This is a genomic window from Geomonas silvestris (assembly GCF_014193515.1).
GTDB classification, from domain to species: Bacteria; Desulfobacterota; Desulfuromonadia; order Geobacterales; family Geobacteraceae; genus Geomonas; species Geomonas silvestris.
In genome coordinates, this window is sequence record NZ_BLXX01000007.1 from 196,093 (window position 1) to 217,030 (window position 20,938).

Here is a 20,938-nt window from a genome sequence, read left to right on the forward strand (position 1 = left end):
CTCGCGCCCGAACCACTCGGTTTTTTCCCCCTCCCCCTCCCCTCTCAGTGCCTCCCGTCCCGGCGCTCGCGGCGGCGCTCCTCACGATGCTGCAGCCCCGGGCGGTACCAGGAGCCGCGGTAGTGCGCGCGGTCCTGCAGAAACTCCTGGTACTCGCGGTTGCGGAAGTCCCGGATATCCACGTAGCGGTGGCGGCGCAGCGCCACCGGAAGCCGCCTCGCCGGGACCAGTGCCCAGGGCCCCCGGTAGGAGCGCGCCGAGTACCAGTAGCCTGCGCTGTAGAGGTAGTAGCCCCCCTCCCCGTAGGCGATGTCGTAGGGGATCTCCACGCTCATGTAGAGGCCGAGCGCCGGCAGGTAGATGAACTGGGGCGCCTGGTCCACCACCAAGGGGGGAGGCGCGCCGGGCGCCGGGGCCGCCGGCGGGTAGCTGCTCCCCAGGGCCGGGGGTGGCAGGGGGGGTGCTGCGCCGTTCACCTCGACGTTTACCCGGGCCTGGACCGCCTGGGCCCCGACCAGTACCACAAGAACTGCTCCTGCCATCTTTTGCTTCATGAACCTCTCCTTTTAAGCGCAGGGACCGTGCGGGCCGCGCGCAGAGCCTGAAGCTAGCAGCGAAATAAGGACGAATTATGAAAAACCGGGTAAATATTCAGCAAATCCTTACGACCCCGTAGCGATTTTTACCGGTCTATGTTAGAAAAGGGGCAGGTTAATGTGAGGTTGTCCGCTGGATAAGCCCAAAGGCCACGCCATGAAACTGATGATCAAATACCGGCTCTTTCTGGCCATGCTGACCGCCACCGGCGCCGTGGTCATCTGCATGTTCCTCATCATGCAGTGGAGCATCGGGCGCGGCTTTCTCGCCTACGTGAACACCATCGAGAAGGAGCGGGTCGACAAGCTCGCCCAGGTGCTGGAGCAGTCCTACGCCGCGCGGGGGAGCTGGGAGTTTCTGCGCGAGGATCCGGTGCAGTGGTTCAGCCTGATCGACTCCACCCTGCCGCGCGAGCTGATCGGTGCCGAGCCACCCGAGCGCCGGGAACGCCGGATGGCGCGCCGGGCCGAGGCACTGAAGGAGCGCGGCTTTATGAGCCTCACCACCCAGCAGCTCCCGCCGCACGCGCCGCACCGCTTCGAGTCGCGGGTGATCCTTTTGGACGCCTCCCACCGCAGGGTCGCCGGGGCCGGGAGGGTCCCGGAGCGGGTGACGCTGAAGCAGCTCAGCCACGACGACACCGTGGTGGGGTACCTGGGGCTCTTGCCCCGGCTCAGGCTCACCGACCGGCACCAGTTGGTCTTCATGCAGCAACAGCAGCTCGCCATGGCGCTCATCGCCGTGGTGATGCTGCTCGTCTCCGCGGCCATCTCGCTCCCGCTGGCGAACCGCCTGGTGCACCCGATCAAAAAGCTCGCCGCCTCGCTGCACCGGCTCGCCTCCGGGGCCTTCGAGACCCGGGTCGCGGTGGGGCCCTTGGACGAGCTGGGGCAGCTTGCGCGCGACGTCAACACCCTGGCCTTCTCCCTGGAGAAAAACGAGCAGGCGCGCCGGCTCTGGGTGGCCGACATCTCGCACGAGCTGCGCACGCCGCTCTCAATCCTGCGCGGCGAGATCGAGGCGATCCAGGACGGGGTGCGCGAGGCGGGTCCCGAGACCATGCGCTCCCTGCACGCCGAGGTGATGCGGCTCTCCCGCCTGGTTGACGACCTGTACCAGCTCTCCCTGTGCGACATCGGCGCCCTGAGCTACCGCAAGAGCGACCAGGACCTGGCCCAGCTCCTGGACGACTCGGTCGGCTCCTTCGGCACCGAGTTCGAGCAGAAGGGGATCGCGCTGGTCGCCGAGCTGCCGGGGAACCTCCCCTGCCGCATCTTCGCCGACCCGATCCGGCTGCAGCAGCTCTTCGACAACATCCTGGACAACTCGCTCAAGTACACCGACCCCGGCGGGAGGCTGGTGGTCCGCCTCGAGTGCCAGGGGGACCGGGCGCTCGTCACCCTGGCCGACTCGGCGCCGGGGGTCACCCCTGAGGAGCTCGGGCGCCTCTTCGACCGGCTCTACCGGGTGGAGAGCTCGCGCAACCGCGCCCTGGGCGGTGCGGGGCTCGGGCTTGCCATCTGCAAGAGCATCGTCGAGGCGCACGAGGGGACCATCGACGCCCACCCCTCGCCCTTGGGCGGGATCCAGATCCGCATCGAACTACCGCTTACCGGGAGCAGAACATGAACCAGCACATTCTGATCGTCGAGGATGAAGAGAAACTTGCCGCCCTCCTGGGGGATTACCTGAAGCAGGCGGGGTTCGAGTCGGACTGGATCGAAGACGGCCTTGCCGTCGTCCCCTCGGTGCGGCAGCGCATGCCCGACCTGATCCTGCTCGACCTGATGCTCCCCGGGCGCGACGGCCTGGAGATCTGCAAGGAGATCCGCAGCTTCTCCGAGGTCCCCATCATCATGATCACGGCGCGCGTCGAGGAGATCGACCGCCTCCTGGGGCTGGAGCTTGGGGCCGACGACTACATCTGCAAGCCGTTCAGCCCGCGCGAGGTGGTGGCCCGGGTCAAGTCGGTGCTGCGCCGCTCGGGCGAACACCAGGCCCCCGCCACCGGCGGGCTCGCGCTCGACCCCGAGCGTTTCCAGGCGCTTTTGAACGGACGGGACCTGGAGCTCACTGCGGTCGAGTTCAAGCTCCTGCACTTCCTGTTTCAAAACCCGGGGCGCATCTACTCGCGCACCCAGCTCATGGACCGCATCTACTCGGACCAGCGCATCGTAAGCGACCGGACCATCGACAGCCACATCAAGAAGCTGCGCAAGAAACTCTCCTCGGTGGCCCCTGACCAGGAGCTCATCCACTCCATCTACGGGGTGGGCTACAAGTTCGAGGCCCCCTGACCCGTCGCACCCGGCGGCAGCCCCGCCGACGCCCATTGCACCCCTCAAAGCCCCCTTTCCCCGGCAGCCGGCACTGTCACAGCGCGTAACCGCGAAGCCCCCTGTGACAGTGCCATCGCTCTCGATCCCCCCTTCCCCCGCATTTTTTTCGGGAGCCGGCCCTTTTTATCCGTATATCTCCTAAAGTCTTCCCGAAGTCTTCCGATGTGGGTAAGAAACTACCTACACGAGACTCAGTGAACGGTACACCTCGCGGTTCGAAATTCCGGGCAAGGCCCGGGGGAACCCACGCAGCAGGTGCGCTCCGCGGGCCTCGGATGGCCGAGGGAGGCGGTGGATGACCAAGCATACGGAAGAGCCAGCCGGCAACCGGAGGGGAGGGGCAGAGCTGCCCCGGGAGCTGACCCGGGCCAAGGCCCCCCCGACCCCGGGCGAGATGGCCGAGCTGCACCGCAAGGTGGTTGACAGCGAGCTCAAGGCCGAGGATACGGCGGAGTACCTGGAGTTGGAGCGATACTAAGAGGGGGGCGAGCCCCCGGAAGGAGAGCCGAGCATGGAAGAACAAAGCGGCGTGGCAACCAGGCAGTACCTCACCTTTACCCTGGACAGCGAGACCTTCGCCCTGGAGATCCACAAGGTTCGCGAGGTGCTGGACCTCACCACGGTGACCAAGGTCCCCCAGACCCCGGAGTTCATGCGCGGGGTGATCAACCTGCGCGGCAACGTGGTGCCGGTGGTCGACCTGCGCCTCAAGTTCGGGCTGCCGGTCTGCGCCCAGACCGTGCACACCTGCATCATCATCGTGGAGGTGGCGCTGGAGGAGGAGACCCTGGTGATGGGGGCCATGGCCGATTCGGTCCAGGAGGTGCTCGATCTCGAACCGGACCAGGTCCAGCCTCCCCCCCGCATCGGCACGCGGCTCAACCTCGACTTCATACGCGGCATGGGGAGGCGCGGCGACGACTTCGTCATGATCCTCGACGTGGACGCGGTGTTCTCCTCGGACGAGCTGGAGGCCCTCGGCCTCGAGACCGCCACCGAAGCGGCCTGACACAAGCCGGGTCAACGGTTCCGCAAAGAGCGCCTCGAGCGAGTGCCTGCTGAGAAAAGCAGCGCGCGACCGGGCAGTTCTCTCACAGCCTCGGCACTGTGGGAGTAACTGCCTTTTTTTGTCTTAAGTTTCCCACACGACCTGTCGATGAATCTGAATGAAGTCACCGTTCGTTCAACAAGGTTTTATCCATTGACAGGAGGGGTGCACCATGCTCAAGAACATGAAGATCGCGACCAGGCTCGCTCTGGCCAACGGAGTCCTGCTGCTCATCATAGTGGGGCTCATCTGGACCAGCATCGCCAACATGGCGCAGATCGAGAAGAATCTCGAACGGATCGTCACCATCAACAACATCCGGATCGAGATGAGCAACGAGATGAACGACTGCATCACCGAGGTCTCGATCAACCTGCGCAACATCCTTTTGGACCGCAGCCTCGATAAGCGCCAGGAGTACGTGAAGCGGATCGGCGACCAGCGCACCAAGTACGACGAGGCGCTCAAGAAGGTGACCGAACTCACCCCCAAGGACGACACCAAGGGGCTCGAGGCCCTGACCAAGGTAAAGGGGCTCCAGGAGAAGGCCCGGCCGCTGAACAGCAAGGTCGTCGACCTGGCGCTGGCCGGCAAGGATAGCGAAGGGATCCAGATGCTGAACAGCGAGGCGCGCCCGGCCGTGCGGGCCTGGCTCAACGGCATCGCGGAGCTTTTGGAGCACGGCAAGGCGCGCAACAAGCTGCGCTACGAGCAGGCCCAGGTGGCCTACCTCCAGGCGCGCAACCTCATGTTCGGGCTGGGGGCCCTGGCGCTCCTGCTCTCCGCCGTCATCACCTTCCTGTTGGCCCGTTCGATCACCCGACCGCTCGCCCAGGCGGTCCAGGTCGCGGACCGGCTCTCCCAGGGCGATCTCACCATGGAGGTCAAGGCCGAGAGCACCGACGAGACCGGGCAGCTTCTGACGGCGATGGGCTCGATGCTGGATCGCCTGAGGGAGATCGTCGCCGAGGTGAGCTCCGCGGCGGACAACGTGGCGTCCGGCGCCAACGAGCTCTCGGCGAGCGCCGAGACCATGTCGCAGGGGGCGAGCGAGCAGGCGGCCGCCGCCGAGGAGGCCTCCTCGTCCATGGAGGAGATGTCCTCGAACATCAGGCAGAACGCGGACAACGCACTGCAGACCGAGAAGATCGCGGTGAAGTCCTCGACGGACGCCCAGGACGGCGGACACGCCGTGGCTCAGACCGTGGACGCCATGAAGGAGATCGCCACCAAGATCAACATCATCGAGGAGATCGCCCGGCAGACGAACCTCCTGGCCCTGAACGCGGCGATCGAGGCGGCCCGCGCCGGCGAGCACGGCAAGGGGTTCGCGGTGGTGGCAAGCGAGGTGAGAAAGCTCGCCGAGCGGAGCCAGCAGGCGGCGGCGGGGATCCTGGAGCTCTCCTCGAGCTCGGTGCAGATCGCCGAGAAGGCGGGGACCATGCTCGCCACCATGGTGCCGGACATCCAGAAGACCGCCGAACTGGTGCAGGAGATCAGCGCCTCGAGCCGCGAGCAGGACACCGGCGCCGAGCAGATCAACAAGGCGATGCAGCAGCTCGACCAGGTGATCCAGCAAAACGCCTCGGCAGCCGAGGAGATGTCCTCCACCGCCGAAGAGCTCTCCAGCCAGGCAGAGCAGCTGCAGTCGAGTATCGGCTTCTTCAACGTGGGGGACGGCAACCGCCACCAGACCGTGCGCCGCGCGGCGAAGAGCGCGCCGCAGGCAAAAAGGGGCAGCACGCCGGCCCGGCCGGCGGCAGGCAGGGTCAGCCGCTCCGCGGGGTTCGACGTCGAGCTTGACGAAACGCCCCACGACCTGCAGGACGAGGCCTTCATGAAATACTAGCGGCAACCGTTTCCCTGAACGACCAAAGCCGGGGTGGCGCCTTTTCCAGCGCCACCCCGGCTTTTTTTGGTTCATCAGGGATTTCGGGGATGCGAGGCTGCTAGAGGAGCTGCACCTCGCTCACCCGGACGATGAGGAGCGCCTGGCGGAAGATCACGGTGAGCTGCTGGCGGTAGTTGTGCCACCAGTCGCGGTCCAGGTCCTCGACCATCACCTCGTAGATCACGATGTCGTCATGCACCGTGGTCTCGCGGGTCTCCTTCCACAGCCCGCGCGCCGGCGAGCGCATGTAGGTGGTGATGCCGCCGAAGCGCTCCGAGAGCTCGTCGCGTACCCGCAAAAAGAGCTCCTGCCCGAACGGCTTTCCCTCGTTGTCGTAAAGCGGCAACAGGATCTGAATAAGGTGCATGTCTTGGCTCTCCCCTCGGCGCCAGGTCCGCTGCCGGACCGAAAAAAGGGGCGCACCCGTCAGGTACGCCCCCTTCGCTTCCCATCTTATTCCGGTTACTGTGCCTCGCGCACGTCCAGGATCTCGCGCACGTGCAGGCGCATCACCTCGACGAGCTTCTCCTTGGCAACCCCCTGTACCTTGAAGGTGTTCACCCAGGTGCCGTCGGCCGCACCCTGCACCTCGGAGAAGCCCAGGCCGACGATGTCGCCCCCCGCCTCGTAGATGGCGCTGGTGATCTCGGCCAGGGTACCCTTGGCCCCCGAGGTGGCCACGGTGATGCGCACACCGGGACGGCGCCCTCCCAAGAGCTGCAGGAGGGTCTTGAAGAGGTCCGACTCGGAGATGATGCCCACCAGGGTGGTGCCGCGCAGCACCGGAAGGCCGCCGATCCGGCTGTCGGCCATGACGCGGGCCGCCTCCTCGAGCGGGGTGTCCTCCTGGACCATGATCACCTCGCGGGTCATGATCTTCTCCACGGTGAGCTTGGCCAGGAGCTCGTGGATCTCCCAGATGGCGAGCGTGGTGGCGGGAGACGGCGAGGCCAACAGGAGGTCGCGGTCGGAGACGATGCCGATCACCCCCCCCTGGGCGTCCACCACCGGCAGGCGCCGGATCTTTCGTTCACTCATCAGGCGCAACGCGTCGGTTACCGACACCTCCGGCGTGATGGTTACCGGGTTCAACGTCATTCTGTCTCGGACAAGCATAGCAACCTCCTTTGGTTTGCTTACATAACTGGATGGGGCGCTCGGCGCCAGTAGCTTTCACACCACATCGAAAGTCGCAAGAAAAAGATCTTTTGATGGAACTTCGCCATCCGATTCTGACACTCGCCCTACCAGATACAGTATAACAGGTGTCAGAAAACGAACAACGGGCAACTAAGAGCATTGACGTATACGGCTAGTGCCAGTCAACAATCGGGTTGTTCAGGGATTACACTCTCCAAGTTCCTGCAGATAGTCGACCAGCACCTGGTCCATCTGCCTGAAATGTCCGTGCAGCCACTCGCACATAAGGTGCAGCGACTCGATGGCGAGGGTGGTACTGGCCCCCTCCTTGAGGAAGCGCTGTTCCAGCTGGTTCACCTGCCGGTAAAAGTCCTGGTGCTCCGCCCGGTGCGCCGCGTACCCCGGGTAGCCGCCCGCTGTCGAGCTGCAGCTTCTCCTCGTCGCGGAAGTGGCGGCGCACGTAGCGCTTGAGAAACCAGATGAGCCTGCCGATCTCGTCGGCCATGCGCTGCTCGCGGCAGGCCAACAGGAGATCCGCCACCTTGTTCAACAGGTCGCGGTGCTGGCCGTCGATCTCCTCGTTGCCGGTGGCCATCCAGTCGTGCCAGGCGGTCATGCGCAGGGGGGGACGGACGGGGGATTCGCCGTGCGGACGGGGGGTGCTGGGCTCAGACATGGTTCCTCAGGGCAAGCTCGGTGGGATGGGGGCTTAAGTAGATTTGACCGTTCAGGTACTGGTCGTCGAACTTAAGGCAGTAGTGCTTGAGCATGGTGACCGGGACGATCTGGGGGACCAGGCGGTCGTGGTACTGGCGGATCAGCTCGAGGAGTTCCTCTTTTTCTTCCCGGCTCAACACCGTCTTGAAGTACCCCATGATGTGCATGAGCACGTTGGTGTGTTTCTTCACCGTGGCGATGAGCGCCATGGCCATCATGAGGAGCTCCTCGTAGCGCTGGAAGAGCTCCGCTTTCTTGAGATTTTTGCCGTTCCCCACCAGGGCGCCCAGCTCGCGGTAGAGGGTCGGGCTGTGCGCCATGACCAAAAGCTTGTGCGCGGTGTGGAACCCTACCAGGTCGCCCAGACCCGGCTCACCGGCCAGAAAGGCCTTCCAGCGTGCGTAGGTGAAGACCCGTTCGATGAAGTTCTCGCGCAGGACCGGGTCGCAAAGGCGCCCCTCCTCCTCGACCGGGAGGAAGGGGAACTGGCGCACCACCTCGGCGGCGAACAGGCCGCGGCCGTTTTTGGCGGGCATGCCGCTGTTGTAGACCTTGACCCGGTGCAGCCCCGAACTTGGGGAGTTCTTCTTGAAGATGAAGCCGCACAGCCCCTCGCCCTTGAGCGCCGCCACCCGCTCGCGGCAGAAGGAGCGCATCTGCTCGGTCTTGTCCTGGCGGCTCTTGACCGTCACCAGGCGGGGGGTTGCCGGATTCCCCTCCAGGCGCATCGCCTCGCGGGGGACCGGCATGCCGCACTCCACCTCGGGACAGACCGGCAGGAAGCGGAAGAACTTCCCCAGGGTCCCGGTTATGTAGCGGTCGTGGCGGTGCCCGCCGTCGTAGCGGACCTTCTCTCCCAGCAGACAGGAACTGATCCCCACCGCAATCTGGTCATTCATGCTGTAATTGCTCCGGGTTAGCTGAGTAGGAACCTTTGTTCTCGAGGTTCTCATTATGCCAGAACGCGTCTGGGACGCAATGGCTAATTAGAGAAATGGGCGTCGGCGGATCAACTATCGGGCGGCGGCCCGGCAGCTGTCGGAAGCCGGAACCCTCAGCGCACCACGCTGAAGTAGCGCCCCTCCGGGTGGTGGAAGACCAGCGCCGAGACGCTCGCCTCGGGGTCCATCATGTACCCTTCGGTGAGCGCCACCCCGATCCGGGAGGGGTCGAGGAGCGCGAAGAGCTTCTCCTGGTCGGCGAGCTCCGGGCAGGCCGGATAGCCGAAGGAGACCCTGATCCCCTGGTAGTCGGCGTTGAGGATCCCCTTCATGGTGAGCGAGGGGTCGTCCACGATCCCCCAGGCGTCGCGCAGCCGCTGGTGCAGCCACTCGGCGCTCGCCTCGGCGAGCTCCAGGGCGAGGGCCTGCAACAGGTGGCACTCGAGGTACTCCCCTTGCCCTTTGAGCCGTTCGGACTCCTGGCGCACGCCGAGGCCGCAGGTGACCGTGAAGAGCGCCACGGTGTCGAGCTCGCCCGCGGCCTTGGGGCGCGCGAAGTCGGCGAGGCAGAGCCTCTCCCCGCCGGCCTGGCGCGGGAAGCTAAAGCGCATGATCTCGGCGCCTGAGCCCTCGGGGTCGTAGAGGATCAGGTCGTCCCCCTCCCCCGCCGCCGGGTAGAAACGGTAGAGCGCCTGGGGGCGGATCAGCGCGTTGTTCTCGATCTTCTCGAGCATCCGGTTCACCTGGCCGTGCAGCTTGACCGCCTTCTCGTCCCCGGCGGCCAGGAGCTTATCCAGGACGCCGATGAGCCCCAGGTGCTTGCTGTAGAGCATCTGGCGGTTCAGGTAGGGGAGGATGCGCCCGAGCGGGATGTCCCTTAGGATGTGCGTCTCGAAGTCGGGAGGGGTGAGGATCGGGGCGTCGGGGCGCACCGCGGAGCGGGCCGGCGGCTCCCCGGCAGCCTCCTTGGCGGCGCGCTGCGGGAGGGGGGTTCCCGCCTCCTGCTGGCGCTGGGCGAGTTCGGCCAGCAGCGCCCCGCGCCGGGAGGGGTCGCTCAGTTGGTTCACGAGGTCGAGCCCGTTCATGGCGTCTTTGGCGTAGAGCACCGCCCCCCCGTACTCGGAGGCTATCCGGGTGTCGGCGAACTTCTTGGAGAGGGCCGCCCCCCCGACGAGGAGCGGGATGTCGATCCCCGCGGCCTTGAGGTCGGCGGCGGTGACCGCCATCTGCTGGGCGCTCTTCACCAAGAGCCCGGAGAGCCCCAGGTAATCGGGCTTCTCGCGCCGGCAGGCCTCGACGAGCACCTCGGGGGGAACCTTGATCCCCAGGTTCACCACCTGGTAGCCGTTGTTGGAGAGGATGATCTCCACCAGGTTCTTGCCTATGTCGTGCACGTCCCCCTTCACCGTGGCAAGCAGGAGCTTCGCCTTCGCGTGGCTGTCGCTCTTCTCCATGAACGGCTCCAGGTAGGCGACCGCCGTCTTCATCGCCTCGGCGCTCTGCAGCACCTCGGCCACGATGAGCTGGTTGTCGTTGAAGAGCCGCCCCACCTCGGCCATCCCGGCCATGAGCGGCCCGTTGATGATGTCGAGCGGCCTGTCGCCGCGCTCGAGTGCCGCCTTGAGGTCGTCGGTGAGCCCGGCCTTGGTGCCGTCCACGATGTAGCGCGGCAGCCGCTCGTCCAGGGGGAGTTCGGCGGCCGGCGCCCGCTCCACCGGGGCCCGGTCCCTGAAGGCCGCGGCGAAGGCGGCGACCGGGTCCGCGCCGCGCCAGAAGATGAGGTCCTCGGCGAGGCGGCGCTCCTCCTCGGACAGCGCGGCGTAGCGCTCGAGCTTCTCGGTGTTCACGATGGCGTAGGTGAGGCCGGCCTTGACGCAGTGGTAGAGGAAGACGGCGTTCAAGACCTCGCGGCCGGCGGCGGGGAGGCCGAAGGAGACGTTGGAGATCCCGAGGATGGTGGCGCACTGCGGGAAGGCCTCGGTAATGAGCCGGACCCCCTCGATGGTCTGCTCTGCGGAGCCGATGTAGTTCTCGTCGCCGGTCCCGACCGGAAAGACCAGCGGGTCGAAGATGAGGTCCTCCGGGCGCAGCCCGTACTCACCGGTTAGAAGGTCGAAGGAGCGGCGTGCCACGGCGAGCTTGCGCTCAGCCGTGAGCGCCATGCCGTGCTGCGGGTCGTCGTCGATGCAGCCGACCACCACGGCGCCGCCAAAGCGCCTCAAAAGCGGGGTCACCTGCTGGAAGCGGACCTCGCCGTCCTCCAGGTTGATGGAGTTCACCAGGCATTTCCCCTGCAGCCTCTTCAGGGCGAGCTCGAGGACGCCTGCGTCGGTCGAGTCGATCATGATCGGGACCCGCACCTTGTTGGGGAGGTAATCGAGGATGCGGCTTAGGTCGGCGGCCTCGTCGCGGTCCGGGTTCGCCACGCAGACGTCGATCACCTGGGCGCCCCCCTTCACCTGGGCGCGGGCGATCTCGCTCCCCTCCTCGAAGCTCTCGGCGATGACCAGGTTCTTGAAGCGGCGCGAGCCGATCACGTTGGTGCGCTCGCCGACCAGGACCGGGCGCAGCTCGTCCTCGACGAAGAGCGCCTCGGTCCCCGAGACCACCCGGCGCCGGGAGGAGACCGGGATGCGCGGCGCCTTCCCCTGGATCATCTCGGCGATCGCCTTGATGTGGGCGGGGGTGGTGCCGCAGCACCCCCCCACCAGGTTGAGCCAGCCGGCGTCGACGAAGCGGGCGAGCTTTCCGGCGAGCGAGGCCGGGGTCTCGGCGTAGTGGCCGTTTTCGTCGGGGAGCCCGGCGTTGGGGTAGACCGAGACCGCGCAGGTGGCGAGGGCGGCGAGGCTGCGCAGGTGGTCGGTCATGAACTCGGGGCCGGTGGCGCAGTTAAGCCCCACGCTTAAAAGCCCCAGGTGGTCCTCCAGGTGGGCGACACTCGCGTAGAGCGCCTCGATGGTCTGGCCGGCCAGCATGCTGCCGGTCGGTTCGATGGTCCCCGAGATCATGAGCGGCACCCGGCGCCCGGCCTTCTCGAAGGCGCGCGCGATGCCGTCGGCGGCCGCCTTCAGGTTCGTGGTGTCCTGGGCCGTTTCCAGCAAGAGGAGGTCGACCCCGCCGGCCAGAAGTCCCAGCGCCTGTCCCTCGAAGGCGCGGGAGAGCTCGTCGAAGCTGACCCCGCCGGTGACCGAGATGCTGCGGGTGGTGGGGCCCATGGAGCCGGCCACGAAGCGCGGCCTTTCGGCGCCGGCGAAGGCGGCGCAGGCCTTGCGGGCGATTTCCGCCGCGCTGCGGTTGATTTCGAAGGCCCTGTCGGCGATGCCGTACTCGGCGAGGACGATGCTGGTGGCGCCGAAGCTGTTGGTTTCGACGATGTCGGCGCCGGCCTCCAAGTAGGAGCGGTGGATCTCCTCGATGACGTCGGGGCGGGTCAGCACCAGCATCTCGTTGCACCCTTCGAAGGCAGCGCCGCCGAAGTCCTCGGCGCTTAGGTGGCGCTCCTGCAGCTGGGTGCCCATGGCACCGTCGATGACCAGGATGCGGCGGGCGAGTTCCTCGCTGATGGGGTGGGTCATGGGTTACTCCGTTGGCTGCACCGGTTCGGTGCTCAGGTTCGGACGAACTGCATTCATTAGCTAAGCCTCCGCGGGGGAAGCTGCCCGATGGGACAGGCGGCGCCACCTCAAGCGGCGTCGACGCCAAACCGGTACCGTTAATTATCGGCACGAAATTCGGCCTCATGAATTTTGCCACCGGGTAGGCCACCTGGCAATCTGCGGCAAGCTTTTATTTCGACTGACGCTTTGCCTGCCGGGTCGACGGTGGCACAAGGGCGCGAGTTGTGGCACTATGTGGCTCCACATTTTTTCTTGACCCGCCTACAGCTTCACACTGTAGGCTCGGTTTCAGTCACGGCCATGACGACACAGAAAACCGGCACAAAGGAGATTTGACGATGGAAAAGAAAGTGACTGTCGAGGAGTGGGTAGCAAGGTTCCGGGCCATCGGGCTCGACGACGCGGCAATGGAGAAGTGGCACCGGCTCTTTGAAAAGGAAAACCCGGAGGGGCACCAGAGCTTCCTTGCCTGGCTGGGTCTTCCCGAGGAGCGCATCGCCGAGGTGCGCACCAAGTTCAAGTAACGTTCAGGTAAAACCACGGGGACTCCGGTTTCAGCGCCGGAGGCCCCGTTTCTGCGGAGGTTCCATGTACCAGATCACGCAGCTGGCCAGGCAGTTCGGCCTGTCCCGCAGCACGCTCCTCTACTACGACCGGATCGGGCTCTTGTCCCCTTCCCTGCGCTCCTCCGCCAACTACCGCAGCTACTCGGAGGCGGACCGCGAGCGCCTGGAGACCATCTGCTCCCTGAAGCAGGCCGGCCTCGACATCGCCGGGATAAAAGCGGTGCTCGAGCAGGTGCCCAGCGACACGGCGGCCGTGCTGCAGCAGCGCCTGAACCAGATCGCCGCCGAGATCCACGCACTGCAGGCCAAGCAGCGCCTTTTGGCGGGGATGCTGAGACTCTCGGGCGCAGGGGGGCCCAAATCCGCGGTGGACAAGGAGATGTTCGTGGAGATGCTCAGGGCTTCCGGGATGGACGACGAGGCGATGCACCAGCTGCACAGCGAGTTCGAGCGCCGCGCGCCCCAGGCGCACCACAACTTCCTGCTTGCGCTGGGGATCGCGGAACCTGAGGCGCAGAGGATCCGCGCCTGGTCGCAGGGGAAATCAGGGGCTAGGGACTAGGGGCTGGTAATTCAGGCGAAGAAGAGGGCGTAACAGGTGAGGTAGGTGAGCTGGCAGGCGGCTACCACCCAGCCGTTTTTCAGCATGGAGCGCATGTCCTCGGAACCGGCGAAGCCGAGCGAGCTCACCATGTTCGCGCCGGGAAAGACGAAGTTGTTCACCCTGGTCGCCACCACGAGCGCCACCGACCAGGCGAGCATGGAGACGCCGTAGCGCGACAAAAGCGGCCCGAACATCTCGTTCAAAAGCTTGAGTGTCGCAACGGTCGCCCCGGAGATGCCGAAGGCGCCCAGGAACCCGCCGGTAACGACGATGGCCGAGCGCCCGCCGAGCTCCATCCCGGGCTTTAAGAGCGTACCCAGGGCGGCGAAGCCCCCGGCCTTCTCCACGAAACCGATGAAGGGGTCGAGCAGCAAGAAGAGCAGGAAGAGCCCGACGTTGCCGGCCATCCCCTGCACGATGAGGCGCAGGATCTCGTCGAGGGTAAGCCCCCCGGTGAGCCCGGTGATGAAGGAGAGCCCGAGCATGATGACGATGACGAAGGAGGTCGGGGCGTGGAAGGCGATCCCCCAGACGGCGGCGGCCAGGAAAGAGATGCTGAAGACGGTGGTGGCGCGCCTTGAGGCGGGGGTCGGCTCGAAACGCTCCAGGTCCTCGGGGAGCCGGTAGGCCTCGCTGTCCTTAGTGCGCCGCTGGATGCGCTGCACCATGAACCAGGTGGCGCTGAAGGTGATGAGGGCTACTGGGCCCGAGACGTAGAGGAGCATCTCGCCGTAGCTCAGCCTGGTGAGCCCCAAAAGGGTGATGACCGGCGGGGTGAAGGGGCCCAGGATGAGCGCCTCCTCCCCCACCGCCTGGAAGATGACGGCGACCGTGGAGCGGGAGAGCCCCACCGCGGCCGCAATGGGGACCACGATGGGGGCGATGATGGCGTTGCCGCCGGCCATGGTCCCCAAAAGCCCCACCATGACGAGACAGGCGGTCATGATGCCGACCAGCGCCTTTTTCTGGCTGTCGATCCCGATGCCGTGGATGATCCGGTGCACGATGGTGTGCGAGACACCGGTCGCCGCCAGGACCTCCCCCAGCCCCCGCCCCAGCATGATGATGAGACCCACCATGGCGAGGAAGGACCCCATCGCCGAGGCGAGCGCCTGCCCGAAGGAGAGCAGGGTCTGGTGGCTTAAAAGCGCCCCCAAAACCACGCCGAGTACCGTGGCGGTCAAGACCTCCACGCCGCGAAACACCAGCACCACGTAGACCAGCAGCGGCAAAAGCCCCGCCAGTCCCCAGAAAAGCGAGCTCGATTCAAGGTGCATGGGGAGCACTCCTCGACACCAGGCAGGCTACCCGGTCACTTAGCCGGCGCCAGGGTGAGCGCCGCCAGTTCCTGTTCCAGGCGCGCGATCTGCTCCTGGTCCCGGGTCACTTCCTCGAGTTTCTTGTAGTAGGCGGCCCGGTAGGGCGCCGGGTTGCTCAAGGGGGTCTTGGTGACGTACGGGTTGTCCTCGGCGGTCACCTTCCCCTTGGCCTTTTTCGCCTCGTACTCCTTGATCTCGGCCGCAGTCGGCGTGCGCCCCTTGGCCACCGTCCAGCGGTGGCGCAGCTTGGCAAGCTCCGCCTGCTTGGCCGGGAGGGCCTCCTTGAGCGTCTTCAGCTCGGCCGTGAGCGCCTTCGCGCGGCTTGCTGCCGACGACGGGCGCGCCGCGCTCCCCTTCCCCGCCTCGATCTCGGCCTTCGAGGTGACGCCGTCAGTTGCGCAGCGCACCGCGGGAACAGCGGCGGCTACCCAGATGAGGGCGACCAGGGCGGCACTGGCGATCTTCTTGTTCATGGCACTCCTCCCGCGTGTCCCTCGGGGTCAGGCCCCGGGGAGCAGTCCGTCGACGAGATCCAGGATCGCCTCGTCGCGGTTCAGGGTGTAGAGGTGAACGCCGGGGGCCCCTTGGGCCAGGAGTCCTGCGGCTTGACTTCGGGCGTGGGCGATCCCGAGTTTCTGCACGGCAGCCGCCCCCCCTGCCCGATCGGCCTCCTCGAGCTTGGCCAGGAACTCGGGCGGGATGCTCGCGCCGCACAGCGAGACGATGCGCCGGATCACCTTGAGGCTCACCACGGGAAGGATCCCCGGGATGATCGGCTTCTGAATCCCCAGCGCCCTGGCGCGCGCGACGAAGTCGAAGTAGCTCTCGTTGTCGAAGAAGAGCTGGGTGATCACGAAGTCCCCCCCAAGCTCCAGCTTCTTTTTCAAAAAGGCGAGGTCATCCTCGGGGCTGGTCGCCTCGGGATGGGCCTCCGGATACCCCGCGACCCCGATCCCCATCTCGGGATGCGCCGCGCGGATGAAGGAGGCGAGGTCCGAGGCGTGCGACAGGGAGCGGCAGACCGAGACCTCCGGGCCCGCATCCTGGGGGAGGTCCCCCCTGAGCGCCAGGACGTTGTAGACCTCCGCACTCGCCAGCTCGTCCAGAAACTGCTGCAGTGCGCCGCGCTCGGTCCCGATGCAGGTGAGGTGCGCCATGCTCTCCAGGCCGTGGTCGCGCTTCAGGCGGGTCACGATCTCGAGGGTGTCCCCCTGGCTGCTCCCTCCCGCGCCGTAGGTCACCGAGGCGAACAGCGGGTTGAGCTCGGCCAGCCGCTGGGCGACCTTGAAGAAGTGGGGCCACTCGTTTTTGTCTTTGGGGGGGAAGAACTCCAGGGAGAGAAACTGCTTTCCCTGGCTCATCTGGTCGACAATTTTCATGTATGCTCCGGATCCCACTCCGGTTGTTGCCGAAAAGCGGGTGATGACTCGCGTGTGGCAGATTGCCACATTGCTTAAGAAAAAGACAAGATTTTTACGCGTTCCCGGCAGGAAAAAGCTTCTGCCGGGGAAGCACTGCCGTCGAGTGGCTCCCCCTCCCGCAAGGGGAGGTGGGACGCTTGGGAGGCGCCCACGTCCTCACTCGCATCGGCTCTCGGGGTAATTTCTTGACCGGCTGGGGCGTGCGGGGACTGCCGCGGCCACGGGGCGGGTGCGGGAGCCGCCGCTCGAGCGCGGCTAACTGCGCACGGCGCCGAAAAAAACGTTGCCGCGGCGGCGTTGTTAATGCTATAGATAGTAGCTTCGCGACCACGGGTCCACCCTGTGGTCGCTTCATTTTGCCCAAAGAGAGAAACTGCCCATGATTACAGCATCGAACGTCACCCTGTCCTACGGAAAGAGGGTCCTCTTCAAGGACGTCAACATAAAGTTCACCCCCGGCAACTGCTACGGCCTGATCGGCGCGAACGGCGCCGGCAAGTCCACCTTTTTAAAGATCCTCTCCGGCGAGATCGAGGCGGACAAGGGGGACATCAGCGTCGGCAAGGGGCGCATCGCGGTCCTCAAGCAGGACCAGTTCGCCTACGACGAGCACACCGTGCTGAACACCGTGATCATGGGGCACAAGAGGCTCTACGAGGTGATGGCCGAGCGCGAGGCGATCTACTCGAAGCCGGAGTTCTCCGAGGAGGACGGCATCCGCTCCGCGGAGCTGGAATCCGATTTCGCCGAGATGAACGGCTACGAGGCGGAGAGCGAGGCGGCGGTACTCTTGAACGGCCTGGGGATCCCCGAGGAGCTGCGCGGCAAGCTTATGAAGGAGCTGGAAGGTGGCGAGAAGGTGCGCGTCCTTTTGGCCCAGGCGCTCTTCGGCAACCCGGACGTGCTCCTTTTGGACGAGCCGACCAACCACCTCGACCTCAAATCGATCTCCTGGCTCGAGGATTTCCTGTTCCGCTTCCAGAACACGGTGATCGTGGTCTCCCACGACCGTCACTTCTTGAACCAGGTCTGCACCCACATAGCGGACATCGACTTCAGCCGGATCCAGGTCTACGTCGGCAACTACGACTTCTGGTACCAGGCGAGCCAGTTGAACCTGAAGCAGCGCCAGGACGACGCCAAGAAGACCTCGGACAAGGCCGAGGAACTGAAGGCGTTCATCCAGCGCTTCAGCTCGAACGCCTCCAAGGCCAAGCAGGCGACCTCCAGGAAAAAGCTCCTCGAGAAGCTTACCGTAGAGGACATGCCGATCTCCTCGCGCAAGTACCCCTGGGTGGTGTTCAAGCCGGAGCGCCCCTGCGGCGACATCATCCTCGAGGTGAAGGGGCTCTCGAAGACCGTGGACGGGGTCGATATGTTCAAGGACTTCGACCTCATGGTCAGGAAGGGGGACAAGATCGCCTTTGTCGGTGCCAACTCCCTCGCGAAGACCACCTTCTTCCAGATCCTGGCCGGCGAGATCGAGCCGGACGCCGGCACCTTCCGCTGGGGCCAGACCATCACCAGCGCCTACTTCCCCAAGGAGAACGGCGAGTACTTCAAGGGTGACTACAACCTCATCGAGTGGCTCTTGCAGTACTCCCCCCCCACCGAAGGGGAGAGCTTCGCGCGCGGCTTTCTGGGGCGCATGCTCTTCTCGGGCGAGGAGGCCACCAAGAAGACCAGCGTCCTCTCCGGGGGCGAGCGGGTGCGCTGCATGCTGTCGCGCATGATGCTGACCGGCGCGAACGCCATCATCCTGGACGAGCCGACCAACCACCTCGACCTCGAGTCGATCACCGCTTTGAACAACGGGCTCATCTCCTACACCGAGGTGGTGCTCTTCGCCTCCCACGACCACGAGTTCGTCTCCACCGTGGCGAACCGGATCGTCGAGTTCACCCCGGGCGGCGGCAACATCGACCGGACCATGCAGTTCGACGATTACCTGGAGAGCGCCGAGGTGAACGCGGCCCGCGACCAGCTCTGCAACGGCCACGCGGAACTGAGCCTGTAACGAGCGGTCACAGGCGGACGTATCGAGAAAGGGTTCCCCCAGGGGAGCCCTTTTTTTTCGTCCAGGCAGTGGGGGGGTACTTCGAGGTGAATCTGGGGCTTCGAGTCCGAACATCGCCACATCGCCACGGAGACACGGAGACACGGAGCACACGGAGAAAAGCGAACCGTTAGGGACGCCAGGCGGCACGACCTCGTATTCTTGAGGTTCTCCGTGGCCTCCGTGCCTCCGTGGCAGATTCCGGGGTTACCTGGCGAACCTTTCCAATGCCAGCTGTGCGGCGTGGTAGCCGCACATGCCGTGCACGCCGCCGCCGGGAGGGGTCGAGGAGGAGCAGAGGAAGATGCGGCTGTCTGAGGTGGCGTACGGGTGCGGCCCGATCACCGGACGGGCCAGGATCTGGCGCAGGTCCTGGACCCCGCCGTTGATATCGCCGCCGACGCAGTTTGCGTTGTACCGCTCGAAGCCGGCACAGTCGCGCACCGAACGAGCCAGGATCAGCTCCCGGAAACCCGGGGCGAAACGCTCGACCTGGCGCTCGATCCGTTCGGTCATATCCACGCTCGAGCCGTTGGGGACATGGCAGTAGGCCCAGCCGGTCTGTTTTCCCTCGGGAGCCCGCGACGGATCGAACAGGCTCTGCTGCGCAAGCAGCACGAAGGGGTGTTCGGGATGCCCCCCCTGCCAGACCTCCTTCTCGCCCGCCGCGATCTCCTCGAGCGTCCCGCCCAGGTGCACGGTCGCCGCCCGCCGACACTCTGCCGCACGCCAGGGGATCGGGCCCGAAAGGGCCCAGTCGAGCTTGAAGACGCCCGGACCGTAACGGTAGTTCTCCAGGTGCTGCCGGTAGCCCGGCGTGAGGCGGGCCCCCGCGATCGTGAGAGCCTGCCGGGGTGTCACATTCATAAAAACCAGCCCGCTACCGGAAACCCCATCCAGCGAACGAACCATCTCCCCGGTGACGATTTTCCCTCCCAAGGACTCCAGGTATCCCGTCAACGCCATCGTAATCTGCTGCGCGCCACCCTTTGGAAACGGCCAGCCGTTGAGATGCCCGAGCACCCCGAGGATGAGACCGAAGGCTGCGGAACCGGCCCGGTCCAGGGGGAGAAAGGAGTGCGCGGAAAGCCCGGCAAAGAGCGCCTTGGCCCGGCTTTTTTGGAACCGGTTCTCGGCAAGACCTGCGGCCGATCTCAGCCCGTGGATGCCGAAGCCGGCCATGAGCAGCGGATGGGTGGGAAAATGCAGCGGTGCCAGCAGCTCGGGGGCCAAGAGCTCCCAGTCTTCCAGGAGCGGCTCGAAAAGCTGTTGGTAGGCGCTGCGGTCTCCGGCATCGAGGGTCTCGACGGTTCTGGGGATCTCTTTGTGCAGGAGGACGGCCGTTCCGTCGTCGAACGGGTGGGCGAGTGCGGCGTCGGGGTAGATCCAGGTAAGCCCGAACCGGGAAAGGGGGAGAGCCCTGAAGCAGGGGGAGGCTTCGGCTAGGGGGTGGATGGCGGAACAGGCGTCGTGCAGGAAACCGGGGAGCGTCAATTCGAGGGTCCGGGTGGCGCCGCCGACGGTTGCGCCGGCTTCCAGCACCGTCACCGGAAAACCGTGTCGCGCCATGGTGACAGCGGCAGCAAGCCCGTTTGGTCCCGACCCGATCACCACGACTTCCGGTTTTCCAGCGCTGGCAGCCATCCTATCCTCCGGTTCAGCAGACGGTAGCAGTCGACGGCAGCGGGTTCGAGGCGGTTCGCTCGCCCTTTCTGCCGTCTCTTATTTTACCGTCAAGAAGTTCCGGACGCCGGTGAAAACTATCTGGGCGGCGAGTGCCGCGACGAAGAGCCCCGTCAACTTGCTGAGGATGGTGATCCCCTTCTTGCCGACCAGGTGTTCGATGAACGATGCCCCGACCAAGAGAGCACCGACGCAGAGTACGGCAGCGGCAAGCGCGGCACAGCCGACGAAGATCTGCCAGTTCTGCTGCACCTCGGCCCCCATCACCAGGAGCGCGCCGGTGGTACCCGGGCCAACCGTGATCGGGATGGCAAGCGGGACCACCGAGATGGCCTCGCGCTTTTCGCTGGGGGGAGCGCTGTCGTCGCCATGCACCATGTGCACCGCCGAGAGGAAGAGGAGGCTCCCCGCGCCGATACGGAAGGAGTCGAGCGTGATGCCGAACAGGGAGAACAGGGTGTTGCCGAAGGAGTAGAGCACGAAGCAGGTGACCAGCACGGCGAGGGTCACCCGGATCGCGGTAGTGCGGCGCTGCGCCGCAGTGAGCTCCGGGGTCATGGCGAGGAACGTGGACAGAACGAAAAACGGCGTGAGCAGGAAGAAAAACCTGACCATGATGGTGAAGAAGTAATTGGTGTAATCGTTCATCGTGAAGCGCTTTCTCCTTGAGACGGGTAGGCTTGGATGCAGAAAAGCACAGAGTAGCACAGAGGAAAAGCTTTGACTACCGGCGCCCGCTCTGTGCCAGGTGCTTTCACACCATGAGCAGTGTCGCCGACACCGAAAGCCTTTCCTCTGGGCGCCTCTGTGCTCCTTTGTGGTTACTGCTTTTTGCTGCGGGCCTGCTAAAAGCAAGCAAGCTGGGACAGAGATTCTTCATATTCTGCGGAGAATCCAGTCCCCCCTGGCTAGGGGGTGGGTGAAGCTGCCAGCTCCCGATGAGGCGGCGCTTTCCCCCTCACCCTCTCCCGCAAGGGGAGAGGGGACTCGGCATCACCT

Annotated in this window: 19 protein-coding genes and 1 pseudogene; 8 read left to right on the top strand and 12 right to left on the bottom strand. The window is 65.4% G+C overall.

Annotated features, from left to right (window positions below):
• Positions 1 to 44: 44 nt before the first annotated feature.
• Positions 45 to 554, bottom strand: coding sequence for a hypothetical protein (locus GMST_RS13000; protein ID WP_183355088.1), 510 nt, complete (start codon positions 552 to 554; stop codon positions 45 to 47).
• A 199-nt stretch (positions 555 to 753) separates the two neighbouring features.
• Between GMST_RS13000 and GMST_RS13005 the strand changes: the two genes are divergently transcribed.
• The 5 genes from GMST_RS13005 (at position 754) to GMST_RS13025 (ending at position 5,833) form a co-directional block, all read left to right on the top strand.
• Complete coding sequence (locus GMST_RS13005) at positions 754 to 2,226, top strand: ATP-binding protein (RefSeq protein WP_183355089.1); 1,473 nt, start codon at positions 754 to 756, stop codon at positions 2,224 to 2,226.
• Positions 2,223 to 2,894 (top strand): response regulator, encoded by a 672-nt coding sequence (locus GMST_RS13010; protein ID WP_183355090.1) that lies wholly within the window; start codon positions 2,223 to 2,225, stop codon positions 2,892 to 2,894. Before GMST_RS13005 ends, GMST_RS13010 begins: the two co-directional genes overlap by 4 nt.
• A gap of 337 nt (positions 2,895 to 3,231) precedes the next feature.
• Positions 3,232 to 3,414, top strand: a complete 183-nt coding sequence (locus GMST_RS13015) for a hypothetical protein (RefSeq protein WP_183355091.1) — start codon at positions 3,232 to 3,234, stop codon at positions 3,412 to 3,414.
• Between the two features lie 33 nt (positions 3,415 to 3,447).
• Positions 3,448 to 3,945: a chemotaxis protein CheW gene (locus GMST_RS13020; protein WP_183355092.1), complete on the top strand. Its 498-nt coding sequence runs from the start codon at positions 3,448 to 3,450 to the stop codon at positions 3,943 to 3,945.
• 211 nt (positions 3,946 to 4,156) lie between these two features.
• Entirely contained in the window at positions 4,157 to 5,833 is a 1,677-nt protein-coding gene (locus GMST_RS13025) for a methyl-accepting chemotaxis protein (protein WP_183355093.1), read from the top strand.
• A 100-nt stretch (positions 5,834 to 5,933) separates the two neighbouring features.
• Here the strand turns inward: GMST_RS13025 and GMST_RS13030 are convergent, their stop codons facing one another.
• The 6 genes and pseudogenes from GMST_RS13030 to metH all read right to left on the bottom strand — a co-directional run bounded on the left by GMST_RS13030 (position 5,934) and on the right by metH (position 12,248).
• Positions 5,934 to 6,242 (bottom strand): hypothetical protein, encoded by a 309-nt coding sequence (locus GMST_RS13030; RefSeq protein WP_183355095.1) that lies wholly within the window; start codon positions 6,240 to 6,242, stop codon positions 5,934 to 5,936.
• A 95-nt stretch (positions 6,243 to 6,337) separates the two neighbouring features.
• A complete protein-coding gene (locus GMST_RS13035; protein WP_183355096.1) occupies positions 6,338 to 6,991 on the bottom strand; it encodes a CBS domain-containing protein in 654 nt (217 codons plus the stop codon).
• Between the two features lie 222 nt (positions 6,992 to 7,213).
• Positions 7,214 to 7,372, bottom strand: a complete 159-nt coding sequence (locus GMST_RS13040; protein WP_183355097.1) for a hypothetical protein — start codon at positions 7,370 to 7,372, stop codon at positions 7,214 to 7,216.
• 127 nt (positions 7,373 to 7,499) lie between these two features.
• A pseudogene (locus tag GMST_RS22605) lies at positions 7,500 to 7,691 on the bottom strand (hypothetical protein); the annotation flags it as partial.
• Entirely contained in the window at positions 7,684 to 8,631 is a 948-nt protein-coding gene (locus GMST_RS13045) for a YbgA family protein (RefSeq protein WP_183355098.1), read from the bottom strand. The pseudogene GMST_RS22605 and the gene GMST_RS13045, both read right to left, overlap by 8 nt.
• A gap of 155 nt (positions 8,632 to 8,786) precedes the next feature.
• Positions 8,787 to 12,248, bottom strand: a complete 3,462-nt coding sequence (metH, locus tag GMST_RS13050) for a methionine synthase (RefSeq protein WP_183355100.1) — start codon at positions 12,246 to 12,248, stop codon at positions 8,787 to 8,789.
• 380 nt (positions 12,249 to 12,628) lie between these two features.
• Between metH and GMST_RS13055 the strand changes: the two genes are divergently transcribed.
• Both GMST_RS13055 and GMST_RS13060 read left to right on the top strand, forming a co-directional pair.
• Entirely contained in the window at positions 12,629 to 12,814 is a 186-nt protein-coding gene (locus tag GMST_RS13055) for a MerR family transcriptional regulator (RefSeq protein WP_183355101.1), read from the top strand.
• Positions 12,815 to 12,878: 64 nt separating this feature from the next.
• The gene (locus tag GMST_RS13060) at positions 12,879 to 13,418 is read left to right on the top strand and encodes a MerR family transcriptional regulator (protein WP_183355102.1); all 540 of its coding nucleotides are present in this window, start codon (positions 12,879 to 12,881) and stop codon (positions 13,416 to 13,418) included.
• A gap of 11 nt (positions 13,419 to 13,429) precedes the next feature.
• Here GMST_RS13060 and GMST_RS13065 read toward each other — a convergent pair whose 3' ends face one another.
• From GMST_RS13065 to GMST_RS13075, 3 genes are read right to left on the bottom strand one after another with little or no spacing between them, the layout of a single operon-like run.
• A complete protein-coding gene (locus GMST_RS13065; RefSeq protein ID WP_183355104.1) occupies positions 13,430 to 14,737 on the bottom strand; it encodes a Na+/H+ antiporter NhaC family protein in 1,308 nt (435 codons plus the stop codon).
• A 35-nt stretch (positions 14,738 to 14,772) separates the two neighbouring features.
• A complete protein-coding gene (locus GMST_RS13070; protein ID WP_183355105.1) occupies positions 14,773 to 15,252 on the bottom strand; it encodes a hypothetical protein in 480 nt (159 codons plus the stop codon).
• Positions 15,253 to 15,279: 27 nt separating this feature from the next.
• Positions 15,280 to 16,158 (bottom strand): methylenetetrahydrofolate reductase, encoded by an 879-nt coding sequence (locus GMST_RS13075; RefSeq protein ID WP_183355106.1) that lies wholly within the window; start codon positions 16,156 to 16,158, stop codon positions 15,280 to 15,282.
• Positions 16,159 to 16,579: 421 nt separating this feature from the next.
• Between GMST_RS13075 and GMST_RS13080 the strand changes: the two genes are divergently transcribed.
• Entirely contained in the window at positions 16,580 to 18,217 is a 1,638-nt protein-coding gene (locus GMST_RS13080; protein WP_183355107.1) for an ABC-F family ATP-binding cassette domain-containing protein, read from the top strand.
• 246 nt (positions 18,218 to 18,463) lie between these two features.
• On the opposite strand, the gene GMST_RS13085 is transcribed toward GMST_RS13080, so the two are convergent.
• Complete coding sequence (locus tag GMST_RS13085) at positions 18,464 to 19,900, bottom strand: phytoene desaturase family protein (RefSeq protein ID WP_183355108.1); 1,437 nt, start codon at positions 19,898 to 19,900, stop codon at positions 18,464 to 18,466.
• 78 nt (positions 19,901 to 19,978) lie between these two features.
• Positions 19,979 to 20,587 (bottom strand): MarC family protein, encoded by a 609-nt coding sequence (locus GMST_RS13090; RefSeq protein WP_183355110.1) that lies wholly within the window; start codon positions 20,585 to 20,587, stop codon positions 19,979 to 19,981.
• Positions 20,588 to 20,938: the final 351 nt, after the last annotated feature.